General features: G+C 68.8%; 22 protein-coding genes. 6 read left to right on the plus strand and 16 right to left on the minus strand.

Annotation, left to right across the window (positions count from 1 at the left end; translation table 11 throughout):
- Positions 1–66 precede the first annotated feature (66 nt).
- Both HDA40_RS18070 and HDA40_RS18075 read left to right on the plus strand, forming a co-directional pair.
- Entirely contained in the window at positions 67–1029 is a 963-nt protein-coding gene (locus HDA40_RS18070; RefSeq protein WP_253757379.1) for an ATP-binding cassette domain-containing protein, read from the plus strand.
- Positions 1026–1832: an ABC transporter permease gene (locus tag HDA40_RS18075; RefSeq protein ID WP_253757381.1), complete on the plus strand. Its 807-nt coding sequence runs from the start codon at positions 1026–1028 to the stop codon at positions 1830–1832. Before HDA40_RS18070 ends, HDA40_RS18075 begins: the two co-directional genes overlap by 4 nt.
- Positions 1833–1864: 32 nt before the next feature.
- On the opposite strand, the gene HDA40_RS18080 is transcribed toward HDA40_RS18075, so the two are convergent.
- The 10 genes from HDA40_RS18080 to HDA40_RS18125 all read right to left on the minus strand — a co-directional run bounded on the left by HDA40_RS18080 (position 1865) and on the right by HDA40_RS18125 (position 9498).
- Positions 1865–2326, minus strand: a complete 462-nt coding sequence (locus HDA40_RS18080) for a DUF2550 domain-containing protein (RefSeq protein ID WP_253757383.1) — start codon at positions 2324–2326, stop codon at positions 1865–1867.
- A gap of 19 nt (positions 2327–2345) precedes the next feature.
- The gene (locus HDA40_RS18085) at positions 2346–2630 is read right to left on the minus strand and encodes a F0F1 ATP synthase subunit epsilon (RefSeq protein WP_253757385.1); all 285 of its coding nucleotides are present in this window, start codon (positions 2628–2630) and stop codon (positions 2346–2348) included.
- A gap of 64 nt (positions 2631–2694) precedes the next feature.
- Positions 2695–4122, minus strand: coding sequence for a F0F1 ATP synthase subunit beta (gene atpD, locus HDA40_RS18090; protein ID WP_372502887.1), 1428 nt, complete (start codon positions 4120–4122; stop codon positions 2695–2697).
- Entirely contained in the window at positions 4122–5054 is a 933-nt protein-coding gene (locus HDA40_RS18095) for a F0F1 ATP synthase subunit gamma (protein ID WP_253757389.1), read from the minus strand. The genes atpD and HDA40_RS18095 overlap by 1 nt, the downstream gene beginning before the upstream one ends.
- Positions 5055–5058: 4 nt before the next feature.
- On the minus strand, positions 5059–6696 hold the full coding sequence (gene atpA, locus HDA40_RS18100) for a F0F1 ATP synthase subunit alpha (RefSeq protein WP_253757391.1): 1638 nt from the start codon (positions 6694–6696) through the stop codon (positions 5059–5061).
- 102 nt (positions 6697–6798) lie between these two features.
- Positions 6799–7611, minus strand: coding sequence for a F0F1 ATP synthase subunit delta (locus HDA40_RS18105; protein ID WP_253757393.1), 813 nt, complete (start codon positions 7609–7611; stop codon positions 6799–6801).
- Positions 7611–8135 (minus strand): F0F1 ATP synthase subunit B, encoded by a 525-nt coding sequence (locus HDA40_RS18110; protein WP_253757395.1) that lies wholly within the window; start codon positions 8133–8135, stop codon positions 7611–7613. Before HDA40_RS18110 ends, HDA40_RS18105 begins: the two co-directional genes overlap by 1 nt.
- Before the next feature lie 32 nt (positions 8136–8167).
- Positions 8168–8401: an ATP synthase F0 subunit C gene (gene atpE, locus HDA40_RS18115; RefSeq protein ID WP_253757397.1), complete on the minus strand. Its 234-nt coding sequence runs from the start codon at positions 8399–8401 to the stop codon at positions 8168–8170.
- Positions 8402–8474: 73 nt separating this feature from the next.
- Positions 8475–9257 (minus strand): F0F1 ATP synthase subunit A, encoded by a 783-nt coding sequence (atpB, locus tag HDA40_RS18120; protein ID WP_253757399.1) that lies wholly within the window; start codon positions 9255–9257, stop codon positions 8475–8477.
- Positions 9258–9273: 16 nt separating this feature from the next.
- Positions 9274–9498 (minus strand): AtpZ/AtpI family protein, encoded by a 225-nt coding sequence (locus HDA40_RS18125; RefSeq protein ID WP_253757401.1) that lies wholly within the window; start codon positions 9496–9498, stop codon positions 9274–9276.
- A gap of 171 nt (positions 9499–9669) precedes the next feature.
- On the opposite strand from HDA40_RS18125, the gene HDA40_RS18130 reads away from it, so the two are divergent.
- On the plus strand, positions 9670–10125 hold the full coding sequence (locus tag HDA40_RS18130) for a hypothetical protein (protein ID WP_253757403.1): 456 nt from the start codon (positions 9670–9672) through the stop codon (positions 10123–10125).
- Between the two features lie 18 nt (positions 10126–10143).
- On the opposite strand, the gene HDA40_RS18135 is transcribed toward HDA40_RS18130, so the two are convergent.
- From HDA40_RS18135 to rpmE, 6 genes are all read right to left on the minus strand, one after another.
- Positions 10144–10533: a Cg1360 family ATP-synthase-associated protein gene (locus tag HDA40_RS18135; protein WP_253757405.1), complete on the minus strand. Its 390-nt coding sequence runs from the start codon at positions 10531–10533 to the stop codon at positions 10144–10146.
- Between the two features lie 9 nt (positions 10534–10542).
- Positions 10543–11133, minus strand: a complete 591-nt coding sequence (locus HDA40_RS18140) for an arsenate reductase/protein-tyrosine-phosphatase family protein (protein ID WP_253763675.1) — start codon at positions 11131–11133, stop codon at positions 10543–10545.
- A 14-nt stretch (positions 11134–11147) separates the two neighbouring features.
- Complete coding sequence (locus HDA40_RS18145; RefSeq protein WP_253757407.1) at positions 11148–11804, minus strand: L-threonylcarbamoyladenylate synthase; 657 nt, start codon at positions 11802–11804, stop codon at positions 11148–11150.
- Between the two features lie 57 nt (positions 11805–11861).
- Positions 11862–12704 (minus strand): peptide chain release factor N(5)-glutamine methyltransferase, encoded by an 843-nt coding sequence (gene prmC, locus HDA40_RS18150; RefSeq protein ID WP_253757409.1) that lies wholly within the window; start codon positions 12702–12704, stop codon positions 11862–11864.
- 10 nt (positions 12705–12714) lie between these two features.
- Positions 12715–13803, minus strand: coding sequence for a peptide chain release factor 1 (gene prfA / locus HDA40_RS18155; RefSeq protein ID WP_253757411.1), 1089 nt, complete (start codon positions 13801–13803; stop codon positions 12715–12717).
- A 95-nt stretch (positions 13804–13898) separates the two neighbouring features.
- Positions 13899–14120, minus strand: coding sequence for a 50S ribosomal protein L31 (rpmE, locus tag HDA40_RS18160; protein ID WP_253757413.1), 222 nt, complete (start codon positions 14118–14120; stop codon positions 13899–13901).
- 239 nt (positions 14121–14359) lie between these two features.
- Here rpmE and HDA40_RS18165 point away from each other — a divergent pair, with 239 nt between their 5' ends.
- From HDA40_RS18165 to HDA40_RS18175, 3 genes are read left to right on the plus strand one after another with little or no spacing between them, the layout of a single operon-like run.
- Positions 14360–15436 (plus strand): RNA ligase, encoded by a 1077-nt coding sequence (locus tag HDA40_RS18165; RefSeq protein WP_253757415.1) that lies wholly within the window; start codon positions 14360–14362, stop codon positions 15434–15436.
- Complete coding sequence (locus tag HDA40_RS18170; RefSeq protein WP_253757417.1) at positions 15426–16169, plus strand: nucleotidyltransferase domain-containing protein; 744 nt, start codon at positions 15426–15428, stop codon at positions 16167–16169. Before HDA40_RS18165 ends, HDA40_RS18170 begins: the two co-directional genes overlap by 11 nt.
- Positions 16169–17056 (plus strand): phosphatase domain-containing protein, encoded by an 888-nt coding sequence (locus HDA40_RS18175; protein ID WP_253757418.1) that lies wholly within the window; start codon positions 16169–16171, stop codon positions 17054–17056. Before HDA40_RS18170 ends, HDA40_RS18175 begins: the two co-directional genes overlap by 1 nt.
- Positions 17057–17137: the final 81 nt, after the last annotated feature.

Consider the following 17137-nt stretch of genomic DNA (forward strand, 5'->3'; position numbering starts at 1 on the left):
CGCAGGGCAGCTTGATCAACTCGGCGATCCGGCCCGACGGACCATGATCGTCGCTAGGTTGAGGAAATGGCGGATGCGATCCTCGCCGAAGGCCTCGTCAAGCAGTATGGCAGCGTGACGGCCCTCAACGGGCTGGACTTGCGTGTACCCGAGGGAACCGTCCTCGGACTGCTCGGGCCGAACGGCGCCGGAAAGACCACGTCGGTGCGGATCATCACCACGTTGCTGCGGCCCGACCAGGGTCGCTGCCTCGTGAACGGCATCGACGTGTTCGAGCGCCCGCACGAGGTCCGCAAGATCATCGGGGTCAGCGGCCAGTACGCCGCGGTCGACGAGTACCTGACCGGCCGCGAGAACCTGGAGATGATCGGCCGGCTCTACCACCTGGGCAAACGGACCGCCCGGTCCCGGGCCGAGGCGCTGCTGGAGCGGTTCAACCTGACCGACGCCGCCAACCGGCCGGTCAAGACCTACTCCGGTGGGATGCGCCGCCGCCTGGACCTGGCCGGGGCGCTGGTGATCTCGCCGCCGATCATCGTCCTCGACGAGCCGACGACCGGCCTCGATCCCCGAGGGCGGATGGGCATGTGGGACGTCATCAGCGAACGCGTACGGGCGGGCTCGACCCTGCTGCTGACCACGCAGTACCTCGAAGAGGCCGACCAGCTCGCCGACGACATCGTGGTGATCGACCGGGGGCAGGCCATCGCCCACGGCACACCGGACGACCTGAAGAAGGAGGTCGGCGGGGAACGCCTCCAGGTGACCGTCGGGAACCGGGCCGAGACCCAGATCGCCAAGGACATCCTCAGCCAGGTCTGCTCCGGCCCGGCGACCGTCGTCGACCACCAGGTCACGGCGCCGATCACCAAGGGCGCGTGGACCCTGATCGAGGCCGTACGCCGCCTCGACGCGGCCGGCATCGAGCCGGTCGACATCGGCATCACCCGGGCCAGCCTCGACGACGTCTTCCTGAAGCTGACCGGCACCACAGCCGAAGCCGAGGCGGAGGAGGCGGAGCAGCGATGAGCGCCGTGGGCGGAGCGCTGGCCGACGGCTGGGTCGTCGCCAAGCGGAACCTGATCAAGATCAAGCGCATCCCCGACCTGCTGATCTTCTCGACCATCCAGCCGATCATGTTCGTGCTGCTGTTCGCGTACGTGTTCGGCGGGTCGATCATCATCCCCGGGGTCTCCTACCGGGAGTACCTCATGCCCGGCATCTTCGTGCAGACCGTGGCGTTCGGGGCCGGCATCACCGCCATCGGCCTCGCCGACGACCTGCAGAAGGGCATCGTCGACCGATTCCGCTCGCTGCCCATGTCGAGGGCGGCGGTGCTGGTCGGCCGGACGACCTCCGACCTGATCAACAACATCTTCGTCGTGGTGGTCATGTCGGTCACCGGCCTGCTCGTCGGCTGGCGCATCCACACCGGCCTGCTCGACGGGATCTACGGCTACCTGCTGCTGTTCGCCTTCGGGTACGCCATGAGCTGGATCAGCGCCGTCATCGGCCTGTCGGTGAAGTCGGTCGAGGTGGCCCAGAGCGCCGGGTTCATCTGGATGTTCCCGCTGACGTTCCTGTCCAACGCCTTCGTCTCCACAGCGACCCTGCCGGGCTGGCTGCAGCCGATCGCGGAATGGAACCCGATCTCGTCGATGGTGCTGTCCCTACGCAAGCTGTGGGGCAACCTGTCGAGCGATCCCGCGTACAACGGAAGCGGGTTCCCGGCCGAACACGCGATCCCCCTCGCGATCGGCTGGATCGCGCTCATCTTGATCATCTTCGTGCCGCTGGCGATCTCGCGCTATCGCAAGGCCGCCTCTCGCTGAGGAGCTGGCTCTCGCTGAGGAGCTACGGCTGCTCAGGTGAGGTGCGACGGGCCGGGCGGGGCCGACTCGTACCAGGAGAGGAACCCGGTCACCACGGTCGGCGACATGGCGATCTCGACGAGCTTGTCGTCCGGGGGTGGATCCGGCTGCACCGTACGCGTCGGCCGCAGCAGTCGCACGACGACCCACTCGGCCGGCACAAGGACCTGCTCGGCCGTGCTCGGCGTACGCCGTCCCACCATCGACAGATCCCGCCGGTGCAGTATCCGGCGCGGCCGCGGCGAGAAGCTGAACATGCGGTACCAGCGAAGTTCGTCGCCCGCATAACGAGCGAAGCCCGGCGCCCAGCCCCGCCCCTCGACCATCATGCCCAACCGCATGTAGATCTCGACGGTGCCGCCACGCCGGGCGAACCACTCACGACGCAGGAACAGCGTCGCCAGCAGTGCGAAAACAACTATCAGGCCGACTGCGATCGCCTTGAGGATCCCCATCGGCCGCTGCGCTCGGTTCTCAGTGCCGGTCTGCGGCCGAGGCCGGAGAGCATTCCTCGGCGAGGACTGTGACGCCTTCGCCGGTCACGGAGATGAACCCGCCCGTGACGTTCCAGACCTGCGTGTCGCCGCCCGCCAGCTTGAGGCGTACCTGACCGGGCTCGGCGAGCTGGCCGAGCATCGGGGCGTGACCGGGCAGCACACCCAGCTCGCCCTCGGTCGTGCGAGCGGTCACCAGCTCGGCGGTGCCGGTGAAGATGCGCTCCTCGACGGCGACCAGCTCGACGCGGAGTTCCTTCGCCACGTCCCCACCTTTCCTGACTGACTAGAGGCGCGGGCGACGTCGCCGTCGCCCGCGCCCTGAAGAACTACTTCGTGAGCTCGCGGTAGTTGCGCTCGAGGTCGTCGAGGCCACCGCACATGAAGAAGGCCTGCTCCGGGACGTGGTCGTAGTCGCCCTGAGCGATCTTCTTGAACGCCTCGACGGTCTCCTTGACCGGCACGTCCGAGCCGTCCACACCGGTGAACTGCTTGGCCGCGTGGGTGTTCTGCGAGAGGAACCGCTCGATCCGCCGCGCGCGGCCGACCGTGACCTTGTCCTCTTCGGAGAGCTCGTCCATACCGAGGATGGCGATGATGTCCTGCAGGTCGTTGTACTTCTGCAGAATTCGCTTCACCTCGGAGGCGACCGCGTAGTGCTCGGCGCCGACATACTCCGGTGCCAGGATTCGCGAGGACGAGGCCAGCGGGTCCACGGCGGGGTAGATGCCCTTGTCGGACACCTTCCGCTCGAGGTTGGTCGTGGCGTCGAGGTGCGCGAACGTGGTCGCCGGGGCCGGGTCGGTGTAGTCGTCGGCGGGGACGTAGATCGCCTGCAGCGAGGTGATCGCGCGACCCCGGACCGAGGTGATCCGCTCCTGCAGCTCACCCATCTCGTCGGCCAGGTTGGGCTGGTAACCCACGGCGCTCGGCATCCGGCCCAGCAGGGTGGACACCTCCGAACCGGCCTGGGTGAACCGGAAGATGTTGTCGATGAAGAGCAGCACCTCCTGGTTCGCGACGTCACGGAAGTACTCCGCCATGGTCAGCGCCGAGAGGGCCACCCGCAGACGCGTGCCCGGGGGCTCGTCCATCTGGCCGTAGACCAGCGCGGTGTCCTTGAGCACGCCCGCGTCGGTCATCTCGTGGATGAGGTCGTTGCCCTCACGCGTACGCTCGCCGACACCCGCGAAGACCGAGGTGCCACCGAAGTTACGCGCAACCCGGATGATCATCTCCTGGATGAGCACCGTCTTGCCGACGCCGGCACCGCCGAACAGACCGATCTTGCCGCCCTTGACGTACGGGGCGAGCAGGTCGATGACCTTGATGCCGGTCTCCAGCATCTCGGTCTTCGGCTCCAGCTCGGCGAAGGCCGGGGGCTTGCGGTGGATCTCCCAGCGCTCGCCGACCTCGTACTTCTCGCCGTCCTTGAGGTTCAGGACGTCGCCGATCACGTTGTAGACGTGACCCTTGGTGATGTCGCCGACCGGGACGGAGATCGCCGTACCGGTGTCGGCGACCTCCTGGCCGCGGATCAGGCCGTCGGTGGGCTGCATCGAGATGGCCCGCACGACGTTGTCGCCGAGGTGCTGCGCGACCTCCAGCGTCAGCGTCTTGGCGCCCTCAGCCAGGGTCACCTCGACCTTGAGCGCGTTGTAGATCTCGGGCATCGCGTCGCGCGGGAACTCTACGTCGACGACCGGGCCGATGACCCGGACGACCCGACCGACGCCCGTCTTGAGGTCAGTAGTCATCATTCACTCCCCGCCGCCGCGAGCGCGTTCGCGCCGCCGACGATCTCACTGATTTCCTGGGTAATCGCGGCCTGCCGCGCCGAGTTCATCTCGCGCGTCAGCACCTTGATCATTTCTTCCGCGTTGTCGGTCGCACTCTTCATCGCCCGCCGCCGCGAGGCCGACTCACTGGCCGCCGAGTCCAGCAACGCCGCGTAGATCCGCGTGTTGATGTACTTCGGCAGCAGCGCGTCGAGCAACGCGTCCGCGTCCGGCTCGAACTCGTACGCCGGCAGCAGCACGCCCGCCTCTTCGGCGGTGCGCTCCTCGACCTGCATCGGAGCCAGCTCGGTCGCGGTCGGCGTCTGCGACATCAGCGACTTGAACTGCGTGTAGACCACGTGCAACTCGTCGACTCCGCGTACGCCGTCGGCGCCGTGGTCGTCGTCGGTGTCGTCCGCGCCCGCCACGAACGCCCTGATCAGCGTCTCGCCGACCTCCCGGGCGTTCTCGAAGCGCGGCTGCTCGGAGAAGCCCGACCAGCTCGCCTCGATCTCCCGTCCCCGGAACCGGTAGTACGAGATCGCCTTGCGGCCCACCACGTAGAGGAGGACTTCCTTGCCCTCTTCCTTGAGCTTCGCGATGAGCTGCTCGGCGGTCTTGATCGCGTTGGCGTTGTAGCCACCGCACAGACCCCGGTCACTGGTCACCAGCAGCACCCCCGCCCGGCGCACGACCGGACGCGGGGTGAGCAGCGGGTGATCGATGTTGGCGTTGCTCGCGAGCGCGGTCAGGACATGGGTGATCGCCCGGGCGTACGGCAACGAAGCGGCGACCCGCTCCTGCGCCTTGGCGATGCGGCTGGTCGCGACCAGCTCCATCGCCTTGGTGATCTTCTTCATCGAGCGGGTCGTGCGGATCCGCCGACGAAGAGTCCGTACCTGTCCAGCCATGGGATTACTTCTTCTTCGGGGTGGGCACGACCCGCGTCACGGTCTCCGCGCCCTCACCCTCGAGAGCCTCGGCCGGGGCGTCGTGCACCACGACCTTGTCATCGGTGGCGAGGAACATGCCCTTGAACTTGACGACCGCGTCGTCCAGGGCGGCGACCACGTCGTCGTCCCAGGTGCCGGCGGCGATGGTGTCCAGCGTCGAGGCGTGCGAGTGCCGCAGGTACTGCAGGAACTCGGACTCGAAGCGGCGGACCTCGCCGACCGGGACGTCGTCGATCTTGCCCTCGGTGCCGGTCCAGATCGACACGGTCTGCTCGGCCGCCGGGTACGGCGAGAAGGCGGGCTGCTTGAGCAGCTCGACCAGTCGCGAACCCTTGTCCAGCTGCGCGCGGGAGGCCTTGTCCAGGTCGGAGGCGAAGGCGGCGAACGCCTCCAGCTCACGGAACTGGGCCAGGTCCAGCCGCAGGCGGCCGGCGACCTTGCGCATCGGCTTCTCCTGCGCGGCGCCACCGACTCGGGAGACCGAGGTACCGACGTTGATCGCCGGCCGGACACCCGAGTTGAACAGGCCCTCCTCGAGGAAGATCTGGCCGTCGGTGATGGAGATGACGTTGGTCGGGATGAACGCCGAGATGTCACCGGCCTTCGTCTCGATGATCGGCAGACCGGTCATCGAGCCGCCGCCCAGCTCGTCGGACAGCTTCGCGCAGCGCTCCAGCAACCGGGAGTGCAGGTAGAAGACGTCACCCGGGTACGCCTCACGGCCCGGCGGGCGACGCAGCAGCAGCGACACGGCGCGGTACGCCTCGGCCTGCTTGCTCAGGTCGTCGAAGATGATCAGGACGTGCTTGCCGGCGTACATCCAGTGCTGGCCGATGGCCGAACCGGCGTAGGGGGCCAGGTACTTGAAGCCGGCCGGGTCGGACGCGGGCGACGCGACGATGGTGGTGTACTCCATCGCGCCGTGCTGCTCGAGGGTGCCCTTGACCGACGCGATGGTGGAGGCCTTCTGGCCGATCGCGACGTAGATGCAGCGGACCTGCTTCTTCGGGTCGCCCGACTCCCAGTTCGCCCGCTGGTTGATGATCGTGTCCAGGGCGATGGTGGTCTTGCCGGTCTTGCGGTCACCGATGATCAGCTGACGCTGACCACGGCCGATGGGGGTCATCGAGTCGATGGCCTTGATGCCGGTCGCGAGCGACTCGTGCACGCTCTTGCGGACCATGACGTTGGGGGCCTGTACCTCGAGTTCGCGGCTGCCCTCGTTCTCGATCTCGCCGAGGCCGTCGATCGGCTCGCCCAGCGGGTTGACGACCCGGCCGAGGAACTTGTCGCCGACCGGGACGGAGAGCACCCGGCCGGTCCGCTTGACGGTCTGGCCTTCCTCGATGCCCTCGAACGGGCCGAGGACGACGACACCGATCTCCCGGACGTCGAGGTTCTGCGCGACACCCAGGGTGCCGTCGGCGAACTCCAGCAGCTCGTTGGCCATGGTCGAGGGCAGGCCCTCAACCTTGGCGATACCGTCACCGGCCTCGGTGACGATACCGACCTCCTCACGGGAGATCTCCGGTGTGTACGAGGAGACGAAGCGCTCCAGCGCTCCCCGGATCTCCTCGGACGAGATGGTCAGCTCGGCCATCCTCAGCTTCCTATCGGTGTCGTGGTGCTCGAAAAATCCGTCTGTGTGTCTGTGCCGATCGCAGCAGCTCAGGCTCGCGCCTCCAGCGTGCCCGGTCCGGCGCTACTTGGCCGCCAGCGCGTTGCGCACGTCACTCAGCCGACGCGACACGGTGCCGTCGTAGAGGTCGGAACCGACCAGGACGCGCGCCCCGCCCAGGACCTTCGGGTCGACGGTGACCTTGAGGGCCACCTCCCGACCGTACCGCCGGGCCAGCGCCTCGCCGAGTTTCGCCTCGTCGGCGTCGCTCATCGGCTGCGCGACGGTGACGTACGCGACGCTACGGTCCCGCTGCTCCGCCGCCAGCTCGACGAGACGGGTCAGCGCACCGGCGAACGACCGTCCACCGAAGCCCTTGACCGCCTCCTTCGCCAGCAGCACGGTCGCCGGCTTGGCTTTGCCGGTCAGCAACTGGTCGACCAGCTCGAACCGGCGCTGCACCGGAGCGGTCGAGTCACCGATCGCAGCCGCCAGCGCGGAGTCGCCGCCGGCGATCTGGCCGAACCGGAACAGTTCGTCCTCGACCTCGGCGAGTTCCCCGGCCCGGTCGGCGCCGACGACGAGCGTCTCGACGCCCAGTCGCTCAGCCCCGTCGAGCAGGTCGACCGGGCTGGACCAACGGCCCGCCACCAGCGAACCGAGCAGGTTCTGCGCGGTCGCCCCGATCTGCCCGCCGACCAGCCCGACGAGCAGCTGCGACCGCTGCTCACCCGTACGCGCCGGGTCGGAGACGGCCCGCCGCAAGCGCGGCTCGGCCCGCAGTAGCCCGGCCACGGCGAGGATCTCCTCCGCCGCCGTCGCCAACGCCGCCGCGTCGGTCAGCTGCTCCAGCTCGGCCCGGGTGGCCGCGTAGGACTCCCGGCTGGCTCCCTGCATCAGCGCGCCCCCGCCAGATCCGAGAGGAACCGGTCGACGGTGCCCTTACGGCGGGCCTCGTCCTCCAGCGACTCACCGACGATCTTGCCGGCCAGGTCGACCGCCAGGGTGCCGATCTCGCCCCGCAGCTCGTTGATGATGGACTGCCGCTCCGCGGCCAGGGCTTCCCGGCCGGTCGCGATGATCCGGTCGCGCTCCTGCTGGGCCTGTGCCTGGATGTCGGCACGGATGCCCTCGGCGTCCGCGCGCGCCTCGTCGCGGATGCGAGCAGCCTCGGTCCGCGCCTCGGCGAGCTGGGTCTTGTACTGCTCCAGCAGCGCGTTGGCCTCGGCCTGGGCCCGCTCGGCCCGCTCGATGCCGCCCTCGATCGCGTCGACTCGTGCCTTGAAGGTCTTCTCCATCTGCGGGAAGACATACTTCATCAGCACGAAGCAGAGCACGCCGAAGGCGATGGTGCCGACGACCAGTTCCTGCCAGATCGGCAGAACGGGGCTCGGCGTGTGGTCACCCTCAGCAAGAAACATGATGTACCTCCGGTCTCAGGCCGGGTCCGGGGTCAGGCGGCCGGGTTGGAGAAGACGAAGGCGAGGACCAGGCCGAACAGCGCCAGCGCCTCGGAGAGCGCGAAGCCCATGAAGAGGTACGGACGGGTCAGACCGGCCGACTCCGGCTGGCGCGCCGTCGCCTGGATGTAGGCGGCGAAGACGATACCCACACCGATGCCGGGGCCGATCGCGGCGAGGCCGTAGCCGATCGAGCTGATGTCGCCGGTGATCTCGGCAAGAGCCATTGTTCTTTCCTCCTGATATGCGCGTGACTCTCACGCGGCGCTTGTGGTGCGAACTTAAGGTGGATCTAGAAGATCAGTGCTCGTCCGCGAGCGAGGTCTGCACGTAGCTGGCGGTCAGCAGGACGAAGACGTACGCCTGCAGCAGCGCCACACCTGCCTCGAAGAGCGTCATGACGATCGACATGCCCCACGAGATCACGCCGACGGCGGCCAGACCGATGTTGCCGGTGCCCATCAGCACGAACCCGCCGAGCGTGAAGACCAGCAGGATCAGGTGGCCGGCGAAGAGGTTGGCGAAGAGTCGGACGGCCAGCGTGACCGGGCGGATGAGCAGGATCTGCGCGAGTTCGATCGGCAGCAGGATCGGCTGCACCCACCACGGCGCCGGGAGCAGGATGCTGGTCTTGACGTAGTGCCCGAAGCCGTGCTTCTTGATGCCCTGGTACCAGTAGAGGCCGAAGCTGATCAGCGCGAGGACCGCCGGGAAGGCGATGTGCGAGCTCGGCGAAATCTGGAAGCCGGGGATGACGGCGAAGATGTTGATGAAGCAGATGAAGACGAAGAGGGTCGTCAGGTACGGCGCGAAACGCGGCCCCTCGTGCCCGATGACCTCTTTGCTGATCCCGTTACGCACAAAGCTGTAGATCGACTCGCCGAGCCACTGCGCCTTGGTCGGAACGATCTTCGGGTTCCGCTGCGTGACCAGGAAGAAGACGATGATGATCGCGACTGCGATCCAGACCATGATCGAGAACTTGGTGACCCAGTTTCCGACCAGTCCCGGCGGGAAGAATTCTTCGACGCTCGGAGGCCACGGCACGCTGCTGTCTGCCAGTGGCGCAAGCTGAAGGCTCACCCGTCCATCCTTTCGATCACGTGCCCATGTTCTTGACGATCAGGTAGACCGCCCCGGCCATGCCGACCAACATGCCGATCAGGGTGCCGAAGTGCATGGGCACGTCCAGCCATTTGTCGACAAGCCACCCGATGCCGCCCCAAACGCCGATCCCGGCGATCAGGTAACCGACGGCAGTCCAGCCTGCATTAGCACCCGCTTGAGGAGTGGGGCGCTTCTGAGGGGACTGGTCACCGGCCATGACGCGCGAACCTTATCAGTCGTTACGGCGGTGTGTCGTAGCGACCCCCCTGCGCACGGTTCGCAGTGTGAGCGGGGCGGCACGTTCTGTCAGATTCATCGTTGCGCGGCAACCCTCGGACGCTGTCTCATAGACAGCAACCCCTACCCCTCCCAAGGTTGGTGCCCCGAGATGCCGAGGACCACTGTACCTGTTGTCTTGCTGGTGCTTGCCGCGCTGCTCACGGGGTGCGAGCCCACCCATGCCGGCGAGGGACCGAAGCCGGTGGACTGCACCGTCGTCGTGGACGGTCCGGAGAAGGCCGACACCACCCAGCGCATCGAAGGACGCGTACGCTTCCGGTGCGGCAAGCCGGGTGCCGAGAAGCTCACGGTGAAGATCCGGATGGAGCAGAAGTCCGGCACCAAGTGGAAGGTCGTGACCAGCAAATCCTTCACTGTGAAGGGGAAGCAGACGATCGCGGCCGAGCTGAAGTACCAGAACCGCACGGTCAGCATCGGCTGCAAGGACGGCACATTCCGTACCGTCGTCGACTGGAGCCGGACGTCGCGCGGGAACACCGAGAGCGACAACCTGATCAGCGGCTCGATGTCGAACCCGTGCAAGTCGCTGTTCGGCGACCGCTGACGAGCCGGCTGAAGACGGTCAGACCTCGAGGGTGAACTTGGCCCGCGAGGTCCACCAGATCTGGGTGCCGGTCCAGGCGAGCACGGCGACCAGCACCCCCGCGGCCAGCCACAGGGTCCCCGACCAGTCGCGCGAGGCGACCCAGCCGACGAACGCGAAGAGCACTGTGAACTTGATCGCATAGGTGCCCAGTGCCGCGACCAGCAACATGCTGCGCTTGACCTTGTCGACCCACGCGACGACACCGGTGGAGATCAGGTAGCTGAGCACGACCAGCGCCGTTCCCGCCAAGAAGCCCAGCAGGCCGGATCCCCCGTGCACCACCAGCCCCACGACGGCGCCGAGGACTCCGGCCGCCCCGGTCACGAGGAGGGCCGGGCGCAGGTATCCCGTCGCAGAGCTGGTCACGGGAGAAGGCTACCGGTTGAGCAGGGCGGCTGCGAGCGGGCGTACGGTGGCTTCGATCTCGTCGGCGACCCGGGAGAACGTCTGGTCGCCCCGGCCCCAGGGATCGTCGAGATCGTCGTCGTGCAGCGGCGCCGCCGTCCCGCGTACGCGGTTGACCGCCGCGACGAGCGCCTCGCCGCGTACCTGGATGTCCTCGGGAGTCTCGCCGACCGGCGGCAGCTCGCCGAGATCCACGCGCCCGATCAGCCGGCCGAACTCGCCCAGCACGAAGGTGCGGCTCTCCGCGTCCGGCCGCAACGCGGTCACGTACTCCGCCTGGTCGGCCGTCGCGGTCAGGATGAGATCCGCCGCGTCGATGTGGTCCGCCCGCAGTTTCCGGGCCGCGAAGTCGGCCGGGTCCGCCCCGCGCGCCTTCACCTGACGGGCCGCGGGCGGGTTCATCTCCTCGCCCTCGTGCCAGCCGCCGGTGCCCGCGCTGTGCGAGTGCACGACGTCGTCCGAGCCGCCCGCCTCGCGTACCTCGTGGGCGAGCAGCCGTTCCGCCATCGGCGACCGGCAGATGTTGCCCATGCAGACGTGCAGCACGACGAACGGGGGCAGGTGATGGGTGGACATCACGCCGCCGCCGGCTGGATGTCGGGCACGACCGAACGCAGCTGGTCGAACTCGATCGCGCCCTGGCGCAGCACGACCGGGCGCTCCTGGGTGAGGTCGACGATCGTCGACGGCACCGGAGCCGGGCAGGGCCCGGCCTCCAGGTAGACGCTCACCTTGTAGCCGAGCTGCTCACGCGCCTCGTCCGCGGTGTTCGCGGTCGGCTCGCCGGTCAGGTTGGCCGAGGACACCGCCATCGGCCCGGTCTCCCGCAGGATTTCCAGCGCCACCGGGTGCAGCGGCATCCGGACCGCCACCGTCCCGTTCGTCTCGCCGAGATCCCATTGCAGGCTGGCCGCCTGCTCGACGACGATCGTGAGCGCGCCGGGCCAGAAGGCCTCGACCAGGTCGCGGGCCCGGGACGGCATCCGGGCGACCAGCCCGTCCAGGGTGTTACGGGAGCCGACGAGGACCGGCGGCGGCATGTGCCGGCCGCGCCCCTTGGCGTTCAGCAGCGCCGTCACCGACCACGACTTGAACGCGTCCGCGCCGACACCGTAGACCGTGTCGGTGGGCAGGACGACGAGGTCGCCGCTCTTCACGGCCGAGACGGCGGCCTCGATCCCCAGGTCGCGCTCGGCGACGTTACGGCAGTCATAGAGCCTCACGAGGTGCAATCCTGCCACTTCGGCCCGGCGGTCCGCCGCACCCTCCCGCCCCCCGGAACGCGCGGGTCATTTCACGCCGGTCGTGAAGCGTGGGCGGCCCGCCAGGTCGGGCAGGCCGCGGACGTCGCGGAAGTGCCGCCCGAGGATCCGCGCGACCTCCTCCGGGTGCGACTCGTCGTGCTCGATTCCCGCCCGGCCGCCGTCGCGGAGCAGATCCGCGGCCAGCTCGGCCACCACCGGGATCAGATCCAGGCCGTCCACCCCGGCGAACACGGCCAGCGGCGGATCCGCGCGCACTTCCACGGGTACGCGTTGGGCAGCGGGCACATAAGGCGGGTTGCAGAGGACCAGATCGGCTTGGCCGCGTACCTCGGCGAGCAGGTCGGGATCGCGGACGTCACCCGGCACCACTCGCACCCGCGTCCCGAAAGCGTTGCGGCCCAGCCATTCCAGCGCTTCCGGCGACACCTCGACGGCGTACGCCTCGGCGTCCGGGCGCGCTCTGGCGACCGCCAGTGCCAAGGCGCCGCTGCCGCTGCACAGGTCGACGACGGTCGGCCGTTCCAGCCCGGCGATGTGGTCGATCCCCCACTGGGCGAGCGTCTCGGTCTCCGGACGGGGGACGAACACGCCGGGTCCCACCTGAAGATCGAGGTCGAGGAACCAAGCGCTGCCGGTGATGTGCTGGAGCGGTTCCCGGGCCGCCCGGCGCTCGACGACGGCCCGATAGCGCTCGGCCTGGACGGTGTCGATCACGTCGAGCAGGTAGAGCCGGCCGCGCTCGCACTCCAGGACATGAGCCAGCAGCAGCTCCGAGTCGGTTCGCGGGCTGCCCACCCCGGCTGCGCCCAACCGGCTGGCCGCCTCCCGAAGAAGGGACCTGACCTGCGCAGATTCACCGGCCTGCACGTCTGTCAGTTTACTGCCGGGACAGCTCGGTCTCACCCGCGAGGCGGGCGGCCCGGTCGGCGGCGGTCAGCGCGTCGAGCACGCCGTCCAGGTCTCCGGCCAGAGCCAGATCGAGGTTGTACGCCGTATAGCCGATCCGGTGGTCGGTGATCCGGTTCTGGGGGAAGTTGTAGGTCCGGATGCGCTCCGAACGGTCGACCGTCCGCACCTGCGCCTTGCGGGCGTCGGACGCGGCGGCGGCCGCCTCCTCCTCGGCGGCCTGCGCGAGCTTGGCCCGCAGCATGCGCATCGCCCGGTCCTTGTTCTGCAGCTGCGACCGCTCGTTCTGGCAGGTCACCACGATCCCGGTGGGCAGGTGCGTGATGCGTACGGCGGAGTCGGTGGTGTTGACCGACTGCCCGCCCGCGCCCTGCGACCGGTAGACGTCGATCCGCAGGTCGCTGGGATCGATGACGACCTCGGTCTCCTCGGCCTCCGGCGTCACCAGTACGCCCGCCGCCGAGGTGTGGATGCGGCCCTGCGACTCGGTCACCGGCACCCGCTGGACCCGATGTACGCCGCCCTCCCACTTCAGCCGCGACCACACGCCGTGACCGCCGTCCGGTACGCCCTTGGTCTTGATCGCGACCGCCACGTCCTTGTATCCGCCGAGGTCGGAGTCCTGCGCGTCGAGGACTTCCGTGACCCAACCGCGCCTTTCGGCGTATCGCAGGAACATCCGGAGCAGGTCACCCGCGAAAAGCGCGGATTCCTCGCCGCCTTCGCCCGCCTTGATCTCCAGGATCACGTCCTTGGCATCGTTGGGGTCGCGGGGCATGAGCAGTTCCGCGAGGCGTTCCTCCAGCTCGGGCAGGCGGGCCTCGAGCGCCTCCGCCTCCGCGGCGAAGTCGGCGTCGAGCGCGGCCAGTTCCCTGGCCGCGGCGAGGTCGGCGCGAGCCTGCGCCAGCTCACCCGCGGTCTTGTGGATCGGGGTGAGTTCGGCGAACCGGCGGCCGACCTTGCGGGCGGCGGCCTGGTCGGCGTGGATGGCCGGGTCCGCGAGCGTCTTCTCCAGCTGGTCGTACTCGGCCAGCAGTTCGGTCAGCCGATCGGTGCTCATCCGCGCCATCCCCTCCTGTCGAAACCCCGGTGTACACGCGAAGAGGGCGGCGCGCCGCGTCCTTCATGAACGCGGCGCGCCGCCCTCTGCGGCAGCTACTTGGCGGCCTTGCCGACCTTGGCGTACTTCGCCTGGAACTTGGCCACGCGGCCGGCGGTGTCCAGGACACGCTGCTTGCCGGTGTAGAACGGGTGGCACTCGTTGCACGACTCCGCGTGGATCTGACCGTTCTTCGCGGTGCTGCGGGTCGTGAAGGAGTTGCCGCAGGAGCACGTGACGGTGGTCACGTTGTACTCCGGGTGGATACCAGACTTCATGTCGCCTCAGGTCCTCTCATGGCTGTGCGCTGGGTCGCCGTCAACACATGTCGCCTGTGGCGACATGCTCGGGCGTGAACCAGCGCCCCGGGCAGTTGCCGGGCCACTCTGCTAACTACTCGGCCTACGGCCGACGGTCCATCCTGCCACGCGTCCCAATTGAGGTGCGCAGCAGGTGACGAGATCCGTAACGTGACACCCCCCTTCGCTATTCCGCCACCCCTCGAAAGGGACCGATTGTGGTCACGCTCACCGACCTCTTCCCGGCGGGCGCGCTCCAGGCTGCGCTCGACGCCGGTCATCTGCGTACGCAGACTCATCCTGAGCTGCCCTTGGTGATCTACAACTACACCGAGAAATGCGCATACGACGGCGCTTGGCGCGAAACCACGCTTATCTGCCGAGGGTTGATCGCGCATGCCCAAACCGGTGAGATCCTCGCGCGGCCCTACCGGAAGTTCTTCAACCACGGCCAGACCGGCGCGCCTACGTTCGCGCTGGACGAGGCGGTGGAGGTGACCGACAAGGCCGACGGCTCGCTGGGGATCGTCTACCCCGTCACGGGCGGCCACGCCATCGCGACGCGCGGGTCGTTCACCTCCGACCAGGCGGTCCGGGCGACCGCGCTGCTGCGTAAGCGGTACCCGGACTGGTCGCCGCCGGCCGGTCAGACGGTTCTCTTCGAGATCATCTACCCGGAGAACCGGATCGTGGTCGACTATGGGGGCATGGAGGATCTCGTCCTGCTCGGCGCGGTCGACACGATCTCCGGCCGGTCGCTCGGTCCGGCGCAGGTCGCCTGGCCCGGCCCGCGCGTCGAGACGTTCGCGTACGCCACCTTCGGCGCGGCGCTGGCCGCCCCGGCCCGGCCGAATCGGGAGGGCCTGGTCGTCCACGCCTTCGCCACCGGTGAGCGCGTGAAGATCAAGTACGAGGACTACCTGCGGCTGCACCGGATCGTGACCGGTCTCACCTCCCGGACGATCTGGGAGGCGCTGGTAGCCGGGTCGACCGTGGCCGCGATCTGCGAGCCGCTGCCCGACGAGTTCCACGTCTGGGCCCGGGAGGTGGCCGACCGGCTGCGTACCGAGGTCGACGCCGGGGTCGAGGAGGTCGAGCGGGTCTTCCGGGAGATCGTGGCCGGCCTGCCCGACGGTTACAGCCGCAAGGACTTCGCGCTCATCGCAAGCCGGCACGAGCTGCGGGGTCTGCTGTTCGCCCGGCTCGACGAGCGGGATCTTCGCCCCGCGCTCTGGCAGGCGGCCAAGCCCGAGGCCGGCGAGACGCCCCATGGACGGACCTTCGATGACGAATGACCCTGCTCCGACCCCTCCGACCGAACCGACGGGCGGCACCGGGCCGCTTCCAGCCGGCAGCACCGTACTGCTGGAGGGCGTCGTCGGGTCGACGGCGTACGGCCTGGCCGGTCCGCACTCTGATGTGGACCGGCTGGGCGTCTTCGCCGCCCCGACCGAGTCCTTCCACGGACTGCGCCCGCCCCGCGAGTCCATCGTGGAAAACGAGCCGGACCGGACGCTGCACGAAGCCGGGAAGTACTGCCGCCTCGCGCTGTCCGGCAATCCCACCGCCATCGAACTGCTGTGGCTGCCTGATGAGCTCTACGAGGTGCGTACGCCGCTGGGCGACGAACTGATCGGCCTCCGGTCGGCGTTCCTCTCGGCGCCCCGAGTGCGCGACGCCTTCCTCGGGTACGCCGCCCAGCAGTTGTCCCGGCTCGGCAGCAAACGCCGCAGCGGGAACTGGATCGACCGGCGGGCCGCCAAGCACGCCCGGCACATGCTGCGCCTGATCGACCAGGGGCTGGCCCTCTACGAGACCGGGGTGCTGCCGATCCGGCTCGCCGACCCCGAGCGATACCTCGACTTCGGCACCCATGTGGACGCCGACCCCGGCCTCGCCGGGCCGGTGCTCGAAGACGCCCGGGAGCGGTTCGCCGCCGCGCGTACCGTACTGCCGGAGCAGCCGGACGAGGCCGCGGTCGAACACTGGCTGCTACGCGTACGCGCGCACCACTTGAACGGAGACTGATGCGTACCCCCACCCTGACCATCACCCGTGGCCTGCCCGGCTCGGGCAAGACCACCTGGGCCAAGACTCAGCAGCCGAAGGCGGTCCGGGTCAATCGCGACGATCTGCGCCTGATGCTGCACGGCGGCCGGCTCGGCGAATCGTGGGCGGAGAACCAGGTGTCGATCGCCCACCGGTCCTCGATCGAAGCTCTGCTGCGCGCCGGCGTCGACGTGATCAGCGACAACACCAACCTGCGTGCGCGATACGTCCGGGAACTCGCCGAACTCGGGATGGCCTGCGGAGCCGCCGTCGTCATCGAGGACTTCACCGGCGTACCGCTGGAAGTCTGCATCGAACGGGACGCCGCGCGACCGGACCCGGTCGGTGCGGAGGTCATCCGCTCGATGCACGCCCGCTACCTGGCGGGCAAGCGCGCGCCGCTGGACCTGCCGGTCGCCCCGCCCACGGCGGTCTACGAGCCGCCCGCGGACCGGCCGAGCGCGATCCTGGTCGACCTGGACGGCACGGTGGCCCTCATGGGCGACCGGTCGCCCTACGACGTCACCCGGGTCCACCTGGACCGGCCCAACGAGCCCGTCATCGCGGCGGTACGCGCGATGCACGCCGCCGGGCACACCATCGTCTACTGCTCCGGCCGCACCGACGACGGGCGGGCGCTGACCGAGACCTGGCTGGCCGAGCACGTCGGCGTCCCACACGCCGGTCTCTACATGCGCGCCTTCGGCGACGCCCGCAAGGACTCGGTGGTGAAGCGGGAACTGTTCGAGCGGCACATCCGCACCGAGTTCCGGGTCATCGCCGTCTTCGACGACCGCAACCAGGTCGTACGCATGTGGCGAGAGGTGGGCCTGACCGTCTTCCAGGTCGCCGAAGGCAACTTCTGACCCCCCCCCCCCCCGGATTTTCCCCACGATCATGAACTAGCGGTCGTGATCGACCGGCGTGTCGTGTCCGCAGCGCCCTGA

Origin of the sequence: Hamadaea flava (assembly GCF_024172085.1) — a bacterium.
GTDB classification, from domain to species: Bacteria; Actinomycetota; Actinomycetes; order Mycobacteriales; family Micromonosporaceae; genus Hamadaea; species Hamadaea flava.